A 21,770-nucleotide genomic window follows, 5' to 3' on the forward strand; every position below is an offset into this window, starting at 1 on the left:
ATACCCCTCTTTCTTGTCGCTAGTTGTCAATCAGTTATATGAGAAAACCTCTGTCAGAGGCAACTCAACGAAGTATGGCCGCGTTCAAAGCATGAGCTCAACCCGGCATTTCCTCTCATCAGCCTTTAACGGCTCCCAGCATAATGCCCTTGACAAAATACTTCTGCATGAACGGATACACCAGCATAATCGGAATGACCGTGATGACCGTCATCGCGTAGCGGATCGACATCGGCGTCACTCTGCCGCTGCTGGCCAGCGCCGCGCCCTGCGTCGTGCCGGAAGCGCTCGTCCGCATAATATCGGCCATATTTGACTTCAAGTTCGTATACAGCAAGTACTGCAGCGTATTCAGATTGCTGTCGGTGACCAGATAGAAGTTGTCGGCCCACGAATTCCACTGCCCTACGGCGGTGAATACGGCGATGCAGGCGATAATTGGAAGCGACAGCGGGAAAATAATTTTCACGAAAATCGTCCAGACGCCGGCCCCGTCGATCTGTGCCGATTCCTCAAGAGAAGCCGGCAGCGATTCGATATACGTCTTCACCAATATAATGAAGAAGGCGGATACCGCCCCGGGCAGTACGTACAACAGGAAGTTGTTCTTCAGATGCAGCGTCTTCATCAGCATGTACCACGGGATCAGGCCCGAGTTGAAAAACATCGTAATAATAATGAAGCGGTAAATGCCGCTGCGGAACAACAGCTCCTTCTTCGTCACCATGTACCCGACGAACGCGCTGCAGAACACGGTAATAATCGTTCCGACGACCGTTCGCGCCACAGAGATGAAGACGCTCTGGAAGATGCTCGGAATCTGCAGCAGTTGCTCATAGGAGGAGAACGTAAGTCCTCGCGGCCAGAAGTAGACGCCTTTGGCGCTTTCGACCGGGTCGCTGAACGAATTAACGATAATATAATAGAACGGATACGCGCACAGGAATGCGCATACGAGCAGCGTTCCCGAATTGACGAATTGATACAGATGCTCCTTCCACTTGTTGACCATGTCGCTTGTCGATCTCCTTCCGCTCAAATGATGGTTTCCTTCCGTACCGCCTTCGACAGCCAGTTGGCGGACAGCAGCAGAATAATGCTGACGACGGACTTGAATATGCCGATCGCGGTCGAGAAGGCGTATTCGGCACGCGCGATGCCCAGACTGTAAATGTACGTGTCAAGCACTTCCAGCTTGTCGATGTTAAGCGGATTCTGGAACACGTAATACTGCTCGAACCCGTTGCTCAGCATGCCCGAGATGGACAGGAGGAGCAGGACGAAGTAGGTCGGCATCAGGCTGGGAACGGTAATGTACCAGATCTTCTGGAACCGTCCGGCGCCGTCGATATCAGCCGCATGATATAATTCGGGGTCGATGCTTGCGATGGCCGCCAGGTAGATGATCGCTCCCCAGCCCGTCCCTTTCCAAGTGGACACCATCAGCTGGAAGAACCAGGCGTATCCGTCGCTCCCGAGAATGTTCGTGCCCGTCTCGATGACCCCCATCCCGAGCAGCAGCTTGTTGACAACCCCGTCCTCCAGCGAGAAGAACGTGAAGAAGATGGCATACACGAGCACCCATGATATAAAGTGAGGGATGGCGGTAACCGTCTGCACCCACTTGGACATGATGCGGCTCCGCATCTCCGCCAGCATAATCGCGAATATAATCGGCAGCGGAGAGGTCAGTATGCTAAGGAAGCTCATGACGAGCGTATTCCGCATAACGATGCCGAAGTCGTTGCCCCCTTCCATAAGAAGCTTGAAATACTTGAGGCCGACGAATTCCTGCTCCAGCAGAGGCACGCCAGGCGCATAATCGACGAAGGCGTACGACCATCCGAACAACGGCAAGTAGTTGAAGACGAATACCAGAACGATAAACGGCAGGACCAGCAAAAGCATGTTGACTCGATTTTTCATGTTCATCAGCGGTGCTCCTTTCTATGTATCAAATTATAGGAGTGTACGGATAACGCTTACAATTGTAAAGATTGCAGTTCCTTTATAAAAACTATAGGACGCTCCGAAATGGAGCAGGAATGCGAGCTTTGTTGTCAAACTTCTACACCATAGCGGTTCCAAAATACGATCAAGAACGGATGGTGGCGAAACGGTGCGCTCCTTGTTCAACAAATACATTCGAAACCGCTTCTTCAACAAGCTGCTTCTTATGTACTCCGTCATCATCATCGTGACGGTCGGCATCCTTATTGCCATTATTGTGAACAGCATCACCGGCTTGCTCCGGGAGCAGGCGATTACGTACAACAATCAGGTGCTGCAGCTTGTAAGCGATCACTTCCACGACCAGAACAAATACTTGAAGAAAATGATGACCGACCTGTATATCAAAAACGGCTTTGTGAAAACGGAGACGCTGTACGAGGCATTCCATGCGCTGAGCTCGGATGGATCATCGTCTTCCTCCTTCGGAAGCATGAGCGAGCAGCGAGAGCGAGCGGCGTATATTAACCGCTATATGATGAATACCGCCCTTCCGTACGACCTCGACATTCTGGAGATGGTCATGTCGAGCCGTGCGTTCGACTACGAGCTGAACACCACCCGGTATGCATCGGGTGTCAGGCTGGACAATTATTTTGAACAAATTCGCCATCTTCTGAAGACTAGCGTTCCTGCGAACATTAACGAGAGAAAGACGTACTTTCTGCCGGCATTCTCGGCAGCGAACAACGGCAGCTCCATGAATTTATACGGCATATACGATTATATCCGGCATGCGGACAACCCGGCTGAATATGCGGGCTACATGATCTTGACGTACGACACGGAATCGTTCCGGCGCGCATACGAGACCTACCGGAAATACTTGGTCGGCACCTTGCTCGTCTTGACGCCTGACGGAGATGTCATCTATGATTCGTCCGGAGCCTATTACGCACGACCGTTCCCTTATTGGGAGCAAGTGCAGCAATCGTCGGACCGTGCGTTGATCGACCGCAAGCAATCCATTGTCAATGTCAGCAAGGATGACGAATTCGGCTTCATTACCGTCGGCATCATTCCGCTGGACGAACTGCACAAGGGCATTAACCGCATTACCCGAATGGTGCTCGCCGCCGCATCCGTATGCCTCCTGATTACCATTCTGCTGACGGTGCTGAGCACGAACCGCTTCTCGAAGCGGCTGAAGGATGTGCAGCAGCGCATTAAGGAGATTCAGAGCGGCAATCTTGCCGTTCAGCCGGTAACGGGACAAAACGATGAAGTTGCGCTCATCGCACGGAATTTGAATCTGATGAGCAAGCGGCTGGATGAATATATCAAGCGCGAGTTCGTGCTGGAGCTGCGCCGCAAGGATTCGGAGCTGAAGCAGAAGACGGCCGAGCTGTACGCCTTGCAGTCGCAGATCAATCCCCACTTTCTCTACAACACATTGGAAGCAATCCGAATGAAAGCACTTAGCTCGCGGGATACCGAGACGGGTCAAATGATCAAAATACTGGCCAAGCTGTTCCGAAGCAGCATCAAGGAAGAAATGATGATTACGATCCGCGAGGAAATGAATTATTGCCAATCGCTGCTGGAGCTGTATTATATCCGGTTCCAAGGGCGGCTCGACATCGTCTTCGATGTGGAGGAAGCCATACTGGATTACGCCGTATTCCGGCATATACTGCAGCCGATTATCGAGAATTCGATCGCGCACGGCAACGACCTGAGCAAGGACAGCAATGTCATTACCGTCAGAGGCCGCAGGGCGAACGAATATATCGTCATCACCGTCTCGGACAACGGGCAAGGCATGGACGAGGAGCGGCTGGCTGCCGTAACGGAGCAACTGAAGCAGCCTCATGCCTACGGCTCCGCCGGGAGCATCGGCCTGATCAACGTCGCATCGCGCATCAAGCTGCTGTTCGGGGAGGACTGCGGGCTCGCCATCGCGAGCCGGAGAGGAATCGGGACCGAGGTTACGGTAACCATCAAGGCTTTATCGAAGGAGGAGCTCAAGGACTATGTACAAAATACTGATCGTGGATGATGAGCCTCTTATACTGGAAGGCCTGCAATATGTCATCGATTGGGAAGAGCACGGCGCCGAAATCGTAGCAAGAGCCGGCAACGGCGAGGAAGCTCTGACCCTCTTGGAACAGCAGACGGTTCATATCGTCATCACCGATATTAAGATGCCGGTAATGGACGGCTTGCAATTGATCGAACGGGCCAAGAGCCGGGGCATGAATCTCAAGTTCATCGTGCTGAGCGGCTATGACGAATTCGAGCTGGTCAAGAAGGCGGTCGTACACGGCGTCGAGAACTATCTGCTCAAGCCGCTTGAGGAGGATGAGCTGTCGAGCACGCTGCTGAATACGATTGATAAGCTGGAGCATGAACTGCATCTGTCCATTCAGAACAGGCAGAACTACAGCATCGTGAAGGAGAACATTCTATACCGCTGGGTGAACGGGCATATCGGGAACGACGAGCTGCAGAGCCGCGCCGAATTCCTCCATATCGACCTCAGCTGCGACTGCTATATGGCGGGGCATGTTCATATCGCTTCGCGGCAAGCCGCTTCTCCGGCGCCGCCCGAGGCTGCGGACGTAAGATCCAAGCGAGGTCCGCTCTCGTTCGGGGTTCTGAACGTATGTGCGGAGACGATCGGGGGATTCGGCAACTGCATGCTGTTCAGCAGCTTGAACGGCGATCCCATCCTGCTATTCTCCTGGAACGGCCATGACGCTCTGGAGCAGGAGCGGCTGACGGGGCTGCTCGAAGCATGCATAAGGAACGTCAAGACGTATCTCAAGCTTGATATTGCCATCTCTCTAGGCACTACTGTGCACGACTATCAATCCGTACACCTGAGCTATCGCGAGGCATGCCGGACGCAGGAACGCGTGCTGCCGCAGGCCGGAGCGGATGACAACGCCCATCCTATGATGGCCAGAATCATCAAGTATATCGACGAGCATTATGAGGAAGAGATGTCTCTGAAGACGCTGTCCCATCAGTTTCACTTCAACGCCGCCTATCTGGGGCAATTGTTCAAGAAGACGACGGGCGAGATGTTCTCCGCCTACTTGAACCGTGTGCGGATCGAGAATGCCAAGCGGCTGCTGACCGATACGCAGATGAAGGCGGGCGATATCGCCGTGAAGGTCGGATTCAGCAACGTCCAGTATTTCTCGAACGTCTTCCATAAGCTGACCGGATTCTACCCGACCGATTATAAGAAATGGGCCGGCACGGCAGACGGTGCCGGTACGGCTGGCTGGAACGAGGGCATTCGCGGTACAATGTGAGGAGAGATGCCCCGTATCAACATACGTGGCACAAAAATAATAGGGGGCACGATTCGCGCCCCCTCCCGTACTCTACTAATCTTTCCCGATTCATAACTCTAATCGACTCACTATCAAATTATGCAGTCACGTATCTCATTCCAATTATCCTCGAGCCCGAGACCACGCAAATCCGCGATTCCTCCTTGCCGTTCCGCCTCATACATTCTCCAGATGACCCGAAGACCCTGAAGGCTCCCCGGGGCGTCCGTAAGCGGCTTCGACCCTGTTCGAATACAGTGAGCAAAGTGCTTCAGCTCGTAATGCGTCAGCTTGCCCACCTCCTTCATTTCCATCAATACTTCTTTCTCCTGTGCCTCCTTCTCTCCTTCATCGCCAAGTGACTTGTGAGCAACCAGATTCCGATGCACATAGAGCTTACCTTCCGCCAGATTAAATTCCAGCATGCCTTCCGTACAATGTGCATGAATACTGTAGCCTAACCGCGTTCCTCTCGCCCCCCACGTTCCGAAGTGATAACCGAGCGCTCCGCTTTCAAATTCGATGATGGCATTGCTCGTCCCTTCCTTCTCCATCCATGGCGTACCATAATTTGTCCCGAAGTGGATACCCTTAGCCGGTTTTCCCAGAAACCAGAGAAGAAGATCAACATAATGACAGCCATGGCTGAAAAATTGTCCGCCCCCAAGCCGCTTGGCCTGGCTGGCCCAATGACCCTGCTCGTAATACGTATATTGCTCCGTCCAGATCGATATCTGGAAGACATCGCCATATGCCCTTGAATCCAATACTTCCTTCAGCTTGGATACGAGAGGAATAAACCGGATCGGATAGGCCGTCATCAGCACTTTGTTCATTCTCTCCGCAGTATGGATAAGGTCTATACATTCTTCCTCCGTATTGCACAATGGCTTCTCCATAAGAACATGCTTGCCCGCCTCCAAAAAGTATTTCCCCGCCTCATGATGCAAATCATGGGGCAATACGATAAGCACTGCATCTACCTCATTCACGAGGTCGCGATAATCGCTAACCGCAAGCGTTGCTCCAACGGCATCCGCCATAACTTGCGCTCTCTCGAGTACAATATCGCAAGTCGCGGTCACGACGATCTCGCCTTCCAACTCCGCGTAGCTCTTCCCATGACTGTCGGACATATTGCCGCATCCGATGATGCCAAGTCTCAATGGTTTCATTTTTTCTCCTCCAATGCTCTGTTCAATAAGGCAATCAAATCGTTCTCGCCTTCATACTCGACAATTCTCGGCTGAACATCGCCGTCTTGGCGATAGTGAATGGCATAATGATACGGACTGATAATTTCAGGCTTGTCGAAGGACGCTCTATCGCGGATAAATCGGTTCAAAGCACGCTCTGCCCCGTCGCGAATCCGGATACGCGCTTGGTGCGGATGCAGGTGAATAGCGCCATCGTTCCGAATGCGATATTGATCCGTTGTACAGGCTTCGCCCGTGCCTTGCATCACTCCTCGCTTCACGCTGACGGTCTCGATACCGGGAACCAGATCCGATGCTTCGCGAGTAAACGCTTCGTCTCCCGAGCCGAAAATGGGCTGGACATTCATTAATGTGCCTATCATCGCCATCAAGCCGAATTCGCCGACGGATCTTCCATTGATGAACATATCCTTTACGTCAAACCAGCCGGTATGTGCCATGTGCGCTTCTTCCGTACCCGCTTTCGCATGCTGTCCCACCCAGGCCATGGCATCGAAAGACGCGTCTAGCAAGAAGGGATAAGGACCGGGAACAGGACCTCGCAAATATGAAACTCTATCATCCAGTTGAAGCGGATGAATGCCGCCCGCTCCATGTCCATCCACAACTACGATCTCCGTAGCTCCCGCTGCGTAAAATCCTTCGATTGCGGCATTCGCCTCCGCCGTCAGCAACGACTTGCCCAGTTCGTAATAATTCCCTTCCCGCGTGGCCCACTCGTCAAAGCCGACAATACCGGCCACACCTTCCATATCCGTCATCAGAAATATCTTCATGCCACAACACCGTCTTCCTCAGTTATTTTGATCTCTATCGATTACCTTTTTCCGGCGAATCGTTCCCGATATTCGGAAACGGAAAGTCCGGTACATTTCTTGAACGTTTTAGAGAAATACGACGGGTTTTGAAAGCCGACCAAATAACCTACCTCATAGCACTTGCAGGATATATCCTCCAGCAACTGCTTGGCCCGCTCAATTCGATATTGCATCAAATACTGCACGAAGCTCTCCCCCGTCTTGTCACGGAACAACCGACTCAAGTAATCGGGGTTCATCATCAGCGACTCTGCAATTTCCTGCAGCTGCAGAGGCTCCCGATAACGATTGGCAACAATTGCTTCAATTCTATCGACGATCCTTCCCTTGCCCGGCTTCTGGCGCTCTCGAATGACTTCAGACATAGTCTGAGTCGAAGCGATCACCCAGTGACGCAGTCTGTTCAGATGATCCCATCCTTCAGGAATCCCGTAGGCATTCTTCTCCAGTTTCAACTGTCTGGAAGCGTATAGCACCATCCCGATGCAGCGTTCGATAACGCGGGAAGGCGCAATGTCCGTGCGCTCACTCAGTAGCTTGAACAAAGTTTCTACAAACTCAGTCGCCCTTTCAGCGTCCCCGCTCTCGACAGCTTTGAACCATGACTTCTCTATTTCCTCCATTAAGGAAAGGACCGACTCGTCACTTCCACTTCCTTCTCGTGCAGATGGATGAAAGAAAATGATCGGTCTGCTATCGAAAAAACTGACTTTCAATGCATGAAGAGATTGGCTGAATGAATTTCTCAATGCGGTTATTTCATCGACGGATTGTCCGATTCCGATATGAGCGGATGCTCCTTCCAGCTTCACAATATCAATCATTTGACAGGAGATTGCCTCCATTGTATTGCGAACCGTTTTGTCTTCGATGCCCTTCATCCGTATTGCAATAATAATCCGATTCTTCTCATCGATTAGTGACGGGGCTAGCAAGTGTCTGGAAATCAAATGATCGATTTTTTCTCGAATGACTTCCAAATTAACTTGAGACTGCTTCTCTCGCATAATTTTGATCGTCATACATATGCAGATTTCTTCTGCCGCAAGACCTTCTGGCATACGTTCCGTCGGATTCTGCGAGGTTGTCAGCAATTGCTTCAGCCACTGCTCCTGTTCTCTGGCTTTGCCGAATCCAATCAGTTTCTTCTCGATTCGCTTGCGGTCCAATTCTTCTTTCAAGCCGTTCATCTTCGTTAGCAACTCCGTAAATTTGGTCGGCTTCAGAAGATAGTCGAACGCTTTCATTTCTAGCGCCCTCTTCACATAATTGAACTGATCGTAACCGCTCAGGATGACGACTTGCGTCTCTTTATTTCTGCATTGTATTTCTTCAAGCAGCATCAAGCCATCCATAACCGGCATTCGAATGTCGGTCAGGAGCACATCAGGATAGCCCTGGATTTCCATCACCTTCAACGCTTGCGCACCGTTGGAGGCTTCACCTGCCACTGTATAGCCAAGCTCGCTCCAGTCAAGAATTTCCTTCAATCCTGTTCGAATCTTCTCTTCATCGTCAACAATAAACAGTGAATACATAGCGGTCACCTCTATTATTTAGCCGATTGATCCGAATTATCGCTAGTGATAACCGGAAGCCTGATCTGGATAGTTGTACCGATATCAACAATGCTATGAATAGCAATACCGTATGACCTGCCAAAGTATAATTGAATGCGTTCGTGAACGTTGCGCACCCCAATTCCAGTAGAGGGGCTCTCTGCCCAATCGCGGATTGAATAACGAATCTGCTGAAGCCTCTCATCCGGAATACCGGCGCCATTATCCATAATTTCGATTAATATGCCCTCTTCCCTGACCCGCCCCCTTATGGAAATTAATCCATTATCATCGATTTCTTCAAGCCCATGATAGATGGCGTTCTCAACCAACGGCTGCAAGATGAGCTTTACTGTGCGGCAGGATAACACTTCGGGAGCAATATCCCATGCGACATCGAATTTATCGTTATATCTCTCCTGCTGTATGAACAAGTAATTTCTAAGATGATTGAATTCGTCTTCGAAAGTAACAATCTCGTTGCCTTTATTGATGCTGAATCGCAGCAGATCGGACAACGCCGTCACCATATCGCTAATCTTGTTCTGCCCGCGCGTCATCCTTAACGCTTCCCAATTGATCGATTCTAATGTGTTATACAGGAAATGCGGATTAATCTGAGCCTGCAATGCGACAAATTCCGCTTCTCTCCGCTTCAATCCCTGTTGATAGTTATCCTCCATCAGCTCGGAGAGACGCTCCATCATCACATTGAATCCATCGGCCAACCGTTCCATTTCATCACCGGTCTTTAACGTAAGGCGTACATCGTTGTCGCCGGTCGCAGCCTGATTCATAACCGCAATCAACCGTTTTATTCTGACTATGATCAAGCTTAAATAATGGTAGAACAGAAGCCCAATAATGAGAAATTGCAGAATCAGAAGACTGGAGGACAATACTCTCATTCTCTCAATCGGTTCGATGGCCAGCGACATAGGAACGCCCATCACGGCTTTCCAGTCGTTGAACGAGATCGCACGGGAAACAAATATGCGATCGTCAGTCCGCGAGCGCACCAGATCCAGGCTCTGACCAAGAAGCAATTTATTCTGATGAGAAACAACTTCCCCGTTACGATCGACAATAAATAGCAGCAATTGAGGATCTTCAGCGGATGCGTAAGCTTGCTGCAGCAGAAATTCATTAAAATGAAGAAACAAATAGCCAATAGGTTCGTAATAAGACGCTTTCGAATAATTATCCAATGCGACCAGTCGAGCCCCCATATTGACATATGACGATCCGCAGCCCGTCGAAATGACTGCCCACCCGGTATAGAGTTGATCGGGAATATCTTCCGTCGCAAGCCGTTGCGCATTCTCAAGTCCGATACAGCCTTCCGAATAGACCGGCCGCTTATACCTGTCCAGAAGTGTGATACCCGTTATGCCGCTGCTCAACTCCGTTACGTTGCCGGTCAATTTCGCCACCTCATTCCTCCAGGAGACGCCAGAGATCGATTCTTTGTCGAGATTAGCCATCAGACGATTCAACTCCGTATTGCCGAAGAAATAAGTTAGCAATTGTCGGTGATTATCCATCTCGAACTGGATCTTGTAGCTGATCCACTCCAGTTTGTTGGAATAGAAGTTTGCCGTCTGCTTCTCGATGATCCTCTCCGCTTCGGCAGTTAATGAAAGCAATAGAACGGCAACCGGAATTGAAATCAGCCCCCCATATAGAAGGACAATCCAGATCCGCCGAGTAAGTAAGCGCTTCCACCTTGATGGATCGACACGAACGCGCTGTTGAAATTGATCCTTTCCCTTTATAATCTTGGAGACTGACCATTCGATTTTAAGCAGCGGCAATGTAAGCCTATTGGATACGAAAGAGGAGAAGAGCATGACAACTAGCAAGCAAAGTACCCCAATAATGAGAGTTTGACGGAATAACGACTTCCACTCAAGCGAGAGCTCATTCGCCTCGATAAATCCGGCTAAATGCCAGTCCGCAACAGTGGAAAGCATGCTGACGTAGTAGCGCTCTTCGTTCTCATTCAGTACAAAGTCCCCTTCTAGAAGCTTATCGATTGGCGGAGACCGGTCTATCCAGCCCACCCCTTCCGGCGTTTCGCCATGCTGATAGATGAAGCTGCCGTTGCTGGACACGAGTTGAATCCCGAGCTTGATATCAGCGAATACATCTTCCCAGATCGATTGGCGCAAATGGACGACGAGCGTACCAAGCGGCTTCGAACGCCCCGGATCTTGCACATGAACGAAATAGAGCAGCCCTTTATCGTTCTGCTGTCTCGTGAAGTTCGGCTCCAGATCGCTCTGTACCCGCCAGCCGTCATTCCTTCCATCCAGCAGCCGGGTTATCTCCTGTGATCGCAATCGGCTGGAGTACACATCCTCGCCTGTCGAGATCCGGTAAGCGGGAGAGTCGAAATGCTCCACAATTTCCACATAATAAATTTGCTTATTGAACTTGAGCACATAATCGCTCAATATCGCATTGACATCGGCAATGAAGCTTAGATCGGACCCCACTTGGGAGGGCGTTCGACTGGCTTGAAGCAGTTCCCTCAGTCTGGGATTAGATGCTATCCCGTCGGCCTCGCTGCTTATCCGATCAAACAACAGCTCCAGGTTGCCGCTGATCGCATTTAACTGGGAACGGTTGAGCATAGACGCATGCTCCTTGATTTGAATAGAAACAAAAATGTAAGCCAGCAGGCTGGTGAGAGAGAAACAACATAGGAAAATCATTACGGCGTATAGCGTCAACTTCACTCTGATTTTCTTTCGCACCGCAGCCTCCCCAAAATCCTTGTTGATTAAAGGAAATCGTTCAGTTTCTCATATCGCCTACCCTTTCACGCCTGTAAACGTGAAGCCTTTCATAATATACTTATTGAAAAATACAAGCAGCAATAAAATCGGAATAACGGAGCTGACCACACCGGCCATTATGCCCGGGTAATTGATTCGGAAAACATCATCGGCCATGACCTTCAAGCCGATCGGGATCGTATACAGCTCCGGCGAACGAATAAATAATAGCGGGGATTCGTAGTCATTCCATGTCGAAATGATCGTCATCGTCAAGAGAGTGGCTATTGCAGGTCGAATCATTGGCATAGCAATGCTCCAGTAAATTCTCGCATGCCCGGCTCCGTCAATCCGTGCCGCCTCGCATAACTCGTCAGGAATGGCGGAGAAAAACTGCTTGAGCAGAAAAGTGCCGAATGCCGTTCCGAGAAAGGCATGAATCCATAATGAAATATGCGTATCAATAAAGCCCATGTGACGATAGACCATAAAAGTAGGCAGCATAATGACCTGGAATGGGATCATCATACTGGATATTTTTAATAAAAACAATACATTCCTGCCCCAAAAGTTGATTTTGGCATAAGCATAAGCCGCAATCGAACAGGAGAAGTAAGTGCCAACCAGCACAATCGCCGCAATCTTTATTGAGTTCAGATAAAGCGTTCCGAACGATACGCCGATTAGCGAAGCTTTCCAAACGTAGATGTAGCCGTCGAATTTCACAGGATCGGGAATCAATTGAATGGGAAATGAGAACACTTTCCCCGGCTCCTTAAATGAAGTGGAGACCATCCACAGGAAAGGAAACAGCATACTTATCGCAATTATATAACTGATAATGGCGCGAATCCATTTTACCATTAATAATTCACCCACTTTTTCTGCCCATACCATTGGACCAGCGTAATGATCAGAATGATTAAGAACAGCATCCAGGCCATTGCCGATGCATAACCCATCTGGGTATGCACGAAGGCCGTCTTATAAATATAGAATCCGATTACTGTACTGGCTGTACCTGGACCGCCGCCGGTCATGATCTGAATATTGGACCACATCATAAATGAATTAATTACCGAAATAATGAGAATAAAAAACGATACTGATGAGGTCATCGGGATTGTAATATATACAAATTGCCTGAATCCTGAAGCGCCATCAACGGATGCTGCTTCATACATCTCCTTCGGAACGCTTTGCAAGCCCGCCAGATACAGGAGCATGTTGTAGCCTAGCCCCTGCCAAGTTAACATCAGAATGATTGCCGGCTTAACCCAGGTACTGCTGCCAAGCCACTTGGGTGGATTATCGATACCCAGAAACATAAGAAACTCATTCAACACCCCCATTGTCGGATGAAACAATTGGAACCAAATTAAAGAGATGCCGACAAAGCTTGTAATATAGGGCAAATAAATCGTGTTCCTGACCAGCAGATTGCCCGGAAACTTGCCATTCAGGAGTACCGCGCTGCCTAGAGCCAGCAGCATTTGCAGTGGAATAAAAAGAATGAAAAAGAGATTGTTCGAAATGGACGAAAGGAACCAGGGATCTTGAAATGCACTTAGAAAATTGGTCAGTCCGACGAATCGAATCTCTGACAAAGGCGACAACATATCCCAATCGGTAAAACTGACCGTCAAAGAGAACAGGACGCCAAAACAGGTAAAAACTCCAAATCCGATTAAATTGGGAAGAACAAACAAATAACCGGTTAACGTTTCTTTCAGTTGCCTTTTTTTCATCATCTGTTAGGATTCCTCCAGCCTGGGAAGGGATAGGACACGCTGCCAACTGAACGCATTGTGTCCCCTTCGCCTAAGTGCTATTGCTTCTCTCTCTCATAGATAGCTTCGGCTGCCTTTTGTGCATCGTTCAGCGCCTTTTCGATTTCCTTCTCACCCGCCAATACCAATGTCAATTCTTTTCTAAGCTCCTGCAGCATCAAGGCTGAATAAGGATAGAGGGACCTGTATTTCGGGAAGATGGCGACAAGAGATGGGTCCAGCGCTTTGGCATACAGTTCATCCCTTGCCTTACCTTCAACCAGTTGCCCGTCCTTCCCCGGGTAATAACGCCAATCCTTGACCAATTGCTCCCGATTGGCATGCTTCCAGGCCGGTATACGATGTGCGACTTTGGCGGACAGCTCCAGTCCTTTGGTCGTATACCACTTAAGGAATTCGAATGCCTCTTCAGGATGCTCCGAAGCTCTGGCAATAGAATAAGAGGTGACGATCGTCGTAATTTGATTGGCTGGACTATTCTGATCCCAACGCGGCATCTTAAGCAATCCTATCCAATCGTTCTCGTCAGCTTCTTCGGGAAGTTGACCGCCTACCCTGAATTCATCCATCGCCAGCAAGTTGTTCGAAGCTGCCAATGTTGTGCCGATCTGACCGCCGAATACGCCATATACCGCACTAAGCGAGGTAGCCTGAATATCGGCATCGGTCGGCATGGATTGGTCGATGAAGAGCGCTTTATGATACATTTCAGCCGCGCTTTTCAGAATCGGCGAGTCGATGTTCGGCTTGCCGTCCTCAGTGACAACGTCCCATCCGCCATATGTCGCCAGATCGAGAATGCCTGCATAATTGTATTGCCAATGCATCCCTCCATACACGGATACTCTCTTCCCGTCTTTCTGTGTCAACTGCTTGATGACATCAAAGTAATCCGCATAGGTCCATGTGTTATCGTCCGGCAATTGGACACCCGCCTGGTCGAATACTTTTTTATTGTAGATGACACCGCTTGGAGACAGGATTTTGGCAATGCCGTATATATCATCTCCGACCATCGTTGCCCTTCCGTATTCTCCGAATTCGTAGAGATAATTCATGCCAGCTTGCTCCAAGCTGTCATTCAGCCGCAAATACATCTTGTCAGCCTTATCGTAGAACATGTCCCGTTCCATCATAGCGATGTCAATCTTCTCGCCGCCGGCCAGCGCCGTTCTGATCTTGTCCCAACCGTCGGCGCCGGTCAGAACCACGATTTTGACTTCAATGTCGGGATGCAGTTTATTCCATTCCGGAATAATCGCATCGTACTCCATCTTGTCGTAATCCGAGACGGTGTAGAAGTGTAACGTGACCCGCTCTTGATCCTTGGATGGCGTATCCGTTCCGTTACTGTCTTTTCCATTCGCCTGCTTTGATGGTTCCGTGTTGCCGGCATTGTTAGTGGCGCATGCGGACAGCAGAAGTACGAATGCACTGACGAGCAGTATGGATGTAATCCTTTTCAAAAACACAGACATAGACCTTCCCCCTTGTGAATTGGATAGATGTTGGTGCTCTTATATCGTACCTTTCCTTGACAAGTTGCGTACATCAAGGCATCTTACATTTCTGACAACAATCTTACTTGTCCTTCCGCCCATCATTTTTCTGCGGACCATGTCATTTCCGTACTAAAGAAGTAAGTTTTGTTTCTTGTCAATTCGACATTGTAAGCGCTTTACTTATATTGTACATCAATCCACAAACGCGAAGAGGAGTGAAAAGATTAATGAAGCAACAGCTTGTCCGGACAGTATTCCTATTGTTGTTATGCTTTTGTCTGCTTATGCCAATGATCCCGTTCCCTTCATTCGCAAGCGATTCAAGCCTTGATTTATTGCTGGTGGAGGAACAAGCCTACAATTATGGACGTGGCAGCTCCGAATCTGAGAACGGCGGCAGTATCGGCTGGGGGGAAGCGTATTTGTTCAACGGCTTCGCCAATGCATATGATGCGACGGCTGACAATCAATGGTTGGACAAGATGGAGGAGCATGCCGATCGGGTTATCGCCAGCGCTCAAGATCTTGATGGCGATGGTTACAAAGGCTGGCCAGACCCGAGCGCCACACACTGGCTGTTGAAGAACAACGACTTTGCCGTTGCCGGATCCAAAATCGGCGCCGAAGAGCTCGTGATCAATGGGGGATTCGAGACGGATGCGGACAATGATGGCATACCCGATGGATGGACGCAGCAAGGCAATACAAGTAAATCGGGTCGCTCCGTCAATAACGGCGATAAGCTGGAAGGGCTTGCCGGGGCTGTAGTCGAAACGGATGGCGCTCAACAAAACAGACTGGTTCAAACGTTGCAGGGACTGGAAGGCGGCAAAGCGTATACGGTCACCTTCTATGCGGGAGTACAGAACGAGAAGTCCAATGGACGGGTGGAAATCTACAATGCCAACAATCACACCGTTATTTCCGAAATGCTCATTCATCACGTCAATTATGAGATGTTCGTTCTTCAGTTTACTGCGCCCAGCTCCAACCAAATTCAGATCAGACTTGGACTTGCAGAGTACGGCACGAATGGATTGAACGTCCACTTCGATAACATAAGCGTTCGAGAAGCGGACTTGCCGCCCTACGATCATATTCTGAATTTGAGCTTCGAAGAGCAAGATGGACACGACTCTACCTTGCCCCAATACTGGACGCGGATAGAAGGCTCGAATACGGCGGCAGTCCGAATTGCCGCGGGTTACAATCAATCCCGCATCGGTGAGCGCGGATTGCGGATCGATTCGGGAGCTGCGAGTTTCAACGGCGCTGCTCAATCGTTCTGGTATAAAGAAACGGAGAGCTACACGCCAAGCGGAAAATACGTTGTAAACTTCTATGGTCGTGTAGACGACCCGCATAACCCTGGCATTGTACGCATCATGAGCGGAGGAACCTCAATAGCTGCTTTCACCTTCAACAATACGAAGTGGGCATTGCACCGATTCGCCTTCACCGCCCCTTCCATTACCGGTCAGGACCTCAAGGCGCAACTGTCTCACGAACAGCTGGATGCCGATCGGCGAAGCGTATATTTCGACAACGTATCGATCAAAGCCATCTCTCAAACCGATGCGGCAGGCTGGGTTCGCAGTGTCGATACCACTTCCGAGCAAGCCTATCGTACGAATGATCCGGATATCGCCGACTTGACGACATGGGGATATCATCTCACTCATAACGGCTCGCATAATCCGAAAATCTCTCAGCGTATCTACAATTATGAGACGAATCAGCTTCATGGCTTCTCCATTCGCGCCAGACTGTCTCCCGGAACGACTGGCAATATGCGGATATACGATGAGACGGCAGATCAAGTGCTGGCCAGCAGGACGCTGACAATGGATCATCATCCGCAACGATTAGTCTTCACTGCTCCGAATGATGCCAACCATGTGCTGCAAGCGGAAATCTACATAAGCGACGGTACCGAGGGGCAATGGCTTACCATCTTCAAGGATATCGAGGGCATCTCGCCAAAGCTGGACATCTTGCATGAGGATGGCCTGATCGGCGCTATGCTCCTTGGCTTCGTACAGCGTGTCTACGATGATCCTCGTCTTCATGAAAGCTATAAAGCCAAGGCGGATCAATATCTCGCCTTCGTCGCTTCGAACCTGTTCCGCAAGTGGGACTCGCTATGGGTCCAGCTCTCGGGAACGGACGGAAGCAATAACGGTACGGGCGTCTATAAGCTTCCGTCTGGCAACGCGACCGAATGGTATCCGTCTCGCAGCGAGAATCACAACCATTACAATATTTACGCCCAGATGCTGTACAAGCTATACGAAGCAACGGAGGGCATCTCCGCCTATGCCGCTGACAGACCATTCTACAGGAGCCGCGCCAACGACATGCTGCGTATATTCAAGAGCAAGCTCAGGCCGAACGACATCCTTGGCTCTGCTTATGAATGGAATTATTGGGACAACCTCGGCCCTTGGGACGATGGGCTGTATGTCAATCAATGGAACGACAACGAAAGCCCCGATTACCCTTGGGGGCTTGACAATCTGTCCCACGGCGCTGCTAACCTTCCTGCGGTATTAAGCGCGTATCGTAACGGGAATGTGTTCGACGACGCAGATATGGCGAAATTCACGGCAACATTCACGGATGTTCTATGGAACCAGAATCTCGCATTCCCCATTCTAGGTTACAATATCAACCATAACGGCGGCGATCATCCTTATGTCAACGCTCAAATTGCGCGCAGATCGTATCTCCACCACTGGACGGACTTGATCGAATTCGATCAGCAAGTATGGAAGATCGCCAATGCCATCTGTCAGCAGGATGATTGCTTCTACGCTCCTTCCAATCTGTTCAAGTGGAACCGCAACAAGACGATTAATCCCGGATTCGAGCTGGTTGGGCAACACGATTCGACGCTTCCCAAAGGATGGCTGCGCTGGAATGCAACTGCCTCCAATGTATACTTGGTATCGGACGGCGATGCCTATATCGGCAATCGTTCCCTGGCTGTTAAAACCAATGGGAAGACCTCTCAGGGACTGGAGCAACCGATCATTCATTATGAGCCAAATACGGACTATGTGGTATTCTACAGCGGCAAAACGGACGGCGCCGTACAGGGCAAAGTCGAAATCGTCGACCGAACCGCAGGCATTACACTAGCATCCGATACTTTCTCGCATACCTCTTGGAGGGATCGCTCAATTGCCTTCCGAACGCCGGCCGAGGATGGACACGACATCAGAATTCGCTTATATCAATCCAACGCAAGTCCGATGAACAGAGTCGTCTACTATGATGAAGTGAAGGTGCTTCCCGCCAGCTTCAATACCGCTATCCCGAACGGCAGCTTCGAGACGAACGATATGTACGACGATACTTTGCCGCGCTATTGGCAGAGGAACGCCGGGAATAGCAGCGGCCAGTCCGGCATCGATGCTACGTCTGGCGCTGCAGGTAAGCAGTCGCTTCATCTGGTGTCCGGGACAAGCTCTGTGAGCAAGCTCTTCTACGAGTGGTTCGGGTTCAGGCCGGGGGCAGTCTACGATGTCAGATTGAAAGGAAAGACGAATACGTCGACGGACAATGGAAAAATTCGAATTTCGAGCCTGAGCGTTGCAAATATAGAGACCGAGGTTGCCACCGTTGAGATGAGCGGCACCGATTGGACCGACTACGCCTTCAGCTTTACAGCGCCGACCAACTACAAGGATAGGCTGATCGTGTCCTTCGAGCTGGACGGACAACCAACGTCGGAGTTATGGGCGGACGATCTTGTCATCTCCCTGAAGCCGATCAGTATCCCGAACGGCAGCTTCGAAACGGCGGACCCGGTTGACCAGACGCTGCCCCGTTACTGGCTGCGCAATGCTACTAATACGAGCGCCGAAGTCGGTATCGATTCGACAGCTAGCACTTCCGGAACCAACTCGATCCAACTGACATCCAGCACGAGTCCCGCCATCAAAATGCTCTATTACAAATGGAATGACTACCAGACAAACGCATCCTATAATGTCTCGTTGAAGGCAAAGACCGACTCAGCGGCAACGAAAGGGAGATTGCAAATTGTAGACGTCACCACCTGGGCAGAGCTTGCCAACGTAGAACTGAGCGGCACCAGTTGGAACGAATACAACTTCTCCTTCACGGCGCCATCAGTCGATAACAGAAAGGTCGAGATCTATATTAAGCTCGACGATTCCCAAGTCCCGGATCATAGGCTGTGGGTCGACGATCTGAACATAACCCTGAAGCCGACCGTCCCGAACGGAAGCTTCGAATTACCGGACCCGACCGACAGTACCTTGCCCCGTTATTGGCAACGCAACGGCGGCAATACGAGCAGCGAAGTCGGCGTTGACGACACCGCAAGCACATCCGGACTTCAATCGCTGCACTTGAAGTCCAGCTCCAATCCTGGTAATAAGCTTCTCTACTATACTTGGAACGATTTCACTCCGGGAGCGATCTATGAGGCCAAGCTGAAGGGAAAGACCAATGCAGCCAACACGACGGGCAGAATGCGCGTCGTAGATACAACAGCCTGGACAGAGCTTGCTAATGTGGCAATGAGCGGAACCAATTGGACCGGCCACAGCTTCCGCTTTACCGCTCCTGCCGACCATACACATCAAGTGGAGATCTTACTGGAGCTTGACTCCTCCACCGTGGAGGGTCACGAGCTCTGGATTGACGAACTGGTCATCTCCGAGATTCCGACAGTTGTTCCGAACGGAAGCTTCGAGATCCAGGACCCGGTCGACAGCACCTTGCCTCTTCACTGGCAGCGGAACGGCGGAATAGCGGAGAGTGGAACCATTATGGCAGATACTACGGCCAGTACGTCCGGGAGCCGATCTGTGCATCTGATCACAAGCACAAGCGCCGCCTTCAAGTTTCTATACTATGATTGGAGCGGATTCAACCCCGGCTCGACGTATTATATAAAGTTTAAAGCTAAAACGAATGTAGACAGCAATGGAGAAATCAACACGGGAAGAGTCATCGTTGCCGATTCCACCTCTTACTTGGCGAGTGAAGCAATAAGCGGCACTGACTGGAGAGAGTATGCTCTCAACTTTACAGCACCCGCAACCGGTGGGTCAAGCCTTCAGTTCCGCATCCAGATTGACGATACGTTGGACGGTTCCGGTCAGCCTATACCCGGTCATGAACTGTGGGTCGACGAGATGATCGTAACCGAGCGAAGCGAGTAATCGAACATACAAATACTTGATATCGGGGATACGAAAGGAAGTTATCATATGCCATTAAGAGCAGGTGTAAGCAAACGCGAAATTACAACAGACGCTGGAGGAACTCGGGTATCCGACCCTCTATTCGCCAAAGCGCTAATTCTGGATGACGGGAAAACGAAACTGGTCATCATCTCCATGGACGTGATTGCCATAGGAGGGCTGGGAGATGTCTCAGACGAATTCCTCCCGAGGCTCCGGCATCGCATTGAGACTGAATTGCACATTCCCGGCTGTTGCGTCCTTGTGAACGCTTCCCATACGCATCCGCAAGGCAGGCTGTTATGCGACGACGAGGAGCAGATTGAGCGAACGTTCGATGCAGTTCGCACAGCCATGCAGAATATGATCATGGTAAAGGCAGGTTCCGGTATCGGGCACGAGGATCGAATCGTTGTCAACCGTAATTTAACGATGAAGAACGGCTCCCATTGGTCCATCCGCTATGCTCATCCAGGTCCTCAAGACAATGAAGTGGCCGATATTGGCTCCATCGATCCGGAGATCGGGTTAATTCGCATCGATCGAATGGACGGCCAGCCTCTTGCTGTTGTTTTCAACTACGCCTGTCATCAGCTGATCGGTGTTCCGGATCAGGGCATCACCGCCAACTACTCCGGATTTGCCTGCAAAGTTATAGAAGAAAATCTTGGGAACGGTGCCATGGCTCTCTTCCTCCAAGGGGCGGGAGGAGATATTCTCGAGGTGTACTTCAAGGATGTGAACCGTCCTCGAAACTGCGAGCATACAGGTACGATGCTCGGCCTGAGCGCTCTGCGCGCTATCCGAACAATTAAGACCTCGCCTGCGGAGCTGCGCGTCGTATCGGAGCGTGTACAGCTGCCTCGGCGTAAGGATATCCCTCAAGTCATCGAGAGCCGATTGTTACAGCAAGCAGAAGTGCTGGAATCCATGACCACTACATGTCTGGACTTCAAATCCTTTCTTCCCCTCTATCTGAAATACAGTCTGAATGCTCACTATCCAGGGGATCATCTGTATCGTTATTGGCAGGAGGAGCGTATCGGGTCAAGGGAGTTGACCTTGATGGACGATCATAACCGGCACAATCTGGATCGATACTTAACGAATATTCACAACATGGAGAAGCTGATACGAATACAGGAAGACATTTCCACACTTACGAAACATGTGGCCATGAACCGCGAAGCCGGCTATGAGGATATCGATACGGAAATTATGGGTGTCAAAATCGGAGAGTGCGCTATACTGACTGCACCTGCAGAGTTATTGGTAGACGTCGGTCTTCGTCTCAAGAGCGTATCTCCTTACGACCACACGATCATTTCAGCATTTACGAATGGCTACTATCACTATGCTGCTCCTGTCGACCACTATGCCAAGGGCGGGTATGAAGTGATGGAATGCATGCTCTCACCGGAATGGCAGTCTATTTATGAGACGAAAGTAGGCGAGATACTGCAGAAGCTGCTTTAGCCATCCCCTGCAAGCCATCCATGCTGGTCCTGTGAAACGGGCTGTCCCGAAGTCATTACTGACCGAGGGACAGTCCTTTAGTCATTTTGCAAGACCAAAAAAAACGTTCCCTCGC

At 50.3% G+C, this 21,770-nt stretch carries 13 protein-coding genes; 4 read left to right on the plus strand and 9 right to left on the minus strand.

Annotated features, from left to right (window positions below):
• Positions 1-118: 118 nt before the first annotated feature.
• Positions 119-1,039, minus strand: coding sequence for a carbohydrate ABC transporter permease (locus M6D81_RS08680; RefSeq protein WP_262676470.1), 921 nt, complete (start codon positions 1,037-1,039; stop codon positions 119-121).
• Complete coding sequence (locus tag M6D81_RS08685) at positions 1,036-1,932, minus strand: ABC transporter permease (protein WP_262676471.1); 897 nt, start codon at positions 1,930-1,932, stop codon at positions 1,036-1,038. Before M6D81_RS08685 ends, M6D81_RS08680 begins: the two co-directional genes overlap by 4 nt.
• Before the next feature lie 187 nt (positions 1,933-2,119).
• Between M6D81_RS08685 and M6D81_RS08690 the strand changes: the two genes are divergently transcribed.
• Together M6D81_RS08690 and M6D81_RS08695 are read left to right on the plus strand one after the other, a co-directional pair.
• Positions 2,120-4,009 (plus strand): sensor histidine kinase, encoded by a 1,890-nt coding sequence (locus M6D81_RS08690; protein ID WP_262676472.1) that lies wholly within the window; start codon positions 2,120-2,122, stop codon positions 4,007-4,009.
• A complete protein-coding gene (locus M6D81_RS08695) occupies positions 3,984-5,273 on the plus strand; it encodes a response regulator transcription factor (RefSeq protein WP_262676473.1) in 1,290 nt (429 codons plus the stop codon). The genes M6D81_RS08690 and M6D81_RS08695 overlap by 26 nt, the downstream gene beginning before the upstream one ends.
• A gap of 113 nt (positions 5,274-5,386) precedes the next feature.
• Here M6D81_RS08695 and M6D81_RS08700 read toward each other — a convergent pair whose 3' ends face one another.
• From M6D81_RS08700 to M6D81_RS08730, 7 genes are all read right to left on the minus strand, one after another.
• On the minus strand, positions 5,387-6,469 hold the full coding sequence (locus M6D81_RS08700) for a Gfo/Idh/MocA family protein (RefSeq protein WP_262676475.1): 1,083 nt from the start codon (positions 6,467-6,469) through the stop codon (positions 5,387-5,389).
• The gene (locus M6D81_RS08705; protein ID WP_262676476.1) at positions 6,466-7,287 is read right to left on the minus strand and encodes a M55 family metallopeptidase; all 822 of its coding nucleotides are present in this window, start codon (positions 7,285-7,287) and stop codon (positions 6,466-6,468) included. Before M6D81_RS08705 ends, M6D81_RS08700 begins: the two co-directional genes overlap by 4 nt.
• A 41-nt stretch (positions 7,288-7,328) precedes the next feature.
• Complete coding sequence (locus M6D81_RS08710) at positions 7,329-8,867, minus strand: response regulator (RefSeq protein ID WP_262676477.1); 1,539 nt, start codon at positions 8,865-8,867, stop codon at positions 7,329-7,331.
• A gap of 14 nt (positions 8,868-8,881) precedes the next feature.
• Positions 8,882-11,647 (minus strand): sensor histidine kinase, encoded by a 2,766-nt coding sequence (locus tag M6D81_RS08715; RefSeq protein ID WP_262676478.1) that lies wholly within the window; start codon positions 11,645-11,647, stop codon positions 8,882-8,884.
• Positions 11,648-11,704: 57 nt separating this feature from the next.
• A complete protein-coding gene (locus M6D81_RS08720) occupies positions 11,705-12,532 on the minus strand; it encodes a carbohydrate ABC transporter permease (RefSeq protein ID WP_262676479.1) in 828 nt (275 codons plus the stop codon).
• On the minus strand, positions 12,532-13,419 hold the full coding sequence (locus M6D81_RS08725) for a carbohydrate ABC transporter permease (protein WP_262676480.1): 888 nt from the start codon (positions 13,417-13,419) through the stop codon (positions 12,532-12,534). The genes M6D81_RS08720 and M6D81_RS08725 overlap by 1 nt, the downstream gene beginning before the upstream one ends.
• A 77-nt stretch (positions 13,420-13,496) precedes the next feature.
• Entirely contained in the window at positions 13,497-14,936 is a 1,440-nt protein-coding gene (locus M6D81_RS08730; protein WP_262676481.1) for an ABC transporter substrate-binding protein, read from the minus strand.
• Positions 14,937-15,187: 251 nt separating this feature from the next.
• On the opposite strand from M6D81_RS08730, the gene M6D81_RS08735 reads away from it, so the two are divergent.
• The gene (locus tag M6D81_RS08735; protein ID WP_262676482.1) at positions 15,188-20,158 is read left to right on the plus strand and encodes a carbohydrate binding domain-containing protein; all 4,971 of its coding nucleotides are present in this window, start codon (positions 15,188-15,190) and stop codon (positions 20,156-20,158) included.
• A 48-nt stretch (positions 20,159-20,206) separates the two neighbouring features.
• Entirely contained in the window at positions 20,207-21,655 is a 1,449-nt protein-coding gene (locus tag M6D81_RS08740) for a hypothetical protein (protein WP_262676483.1), read from the plus strand.
• Positions 21,656-21,770 lie beyond the last annotated feature (115 nt).

It is taken from the genome of Paenibacillus sp. J5C2022, assembly GCF_025567625.1.
Classification (GTDB): Bacteria; Bacillota; Bacilli; order Paenibacillales; family Paenibacillaceae; genus Pristimantibacillus.

Coding starts and splice junctions, on each gene's coding strand:
- M6D81_RS08685 (WP_262676471.1), bottom strand. CDS start 1,932: ATGAACATGAAAAATCGAGTCAACATGCTTTTGCTGGTCCTGCCGTTT.
- M6D81_RS08695 (WP_262676473.1), top strand. CDS start 3,984: ATGTACAAAATACTGATCGTGGATGATGAGCCTCTTATACTGGAAGGC.
- M6D81_RS08700 (WP_262676475.1), bottom strand. CDS start 6,469: ATGAAACCATTGAGACTTGGCATCATCGGATGCGGCAATATGTCCGAC.
- M6D81_RS08705 (WP_262676476.1), bottom strand. CDS start 7,287: ATGAAGATATTTCTGATGACGGATATGGAAGGTGTGGCCGGTATTGTC.
- M6D81_RS08710 (WP_262676477.1), bottom strand. CDS start 8,867: ATGTATTCACTGTTTATTGTTGACGATGAAGAGAAGATTCGAACAGGA.
- M6D81_RS08720 (WP_262676479.1), bottom strand. CDS start 12,532: ATGGTAAAATGGATTCGCGCCATTATCAGTTATATAATTGCGATAAGT.
- M6D81_RS08725 (WP_262676480.1), bottom strand. CDS start 13,419: ATGATGAAAAAAAGGCAACTGAAAGAAACGTTAACCGGTTATTTGTTT.
- M6D81_RS08730 (WP_262676481.1), bottom strand. CDS start 14,936: ATGTCTGTGTTTTTGAAAAGGATTACATCCATACTGCTCGTCAGTGCA.
- M6D81_RS08735 (WP_262676482.1), top strand. CDS start 15,188: ATGAAGCAACAGCTTGTCCGGACAGTATTCCTATTGTTGTTATGCTTT.
- M6D81_RS08740 (WP_262676483.1), top strand. CDS start 20,207: ATGCCATTAAGAGCAGGTGTAAGCAAACGCGAAATTACAACAGACGCT.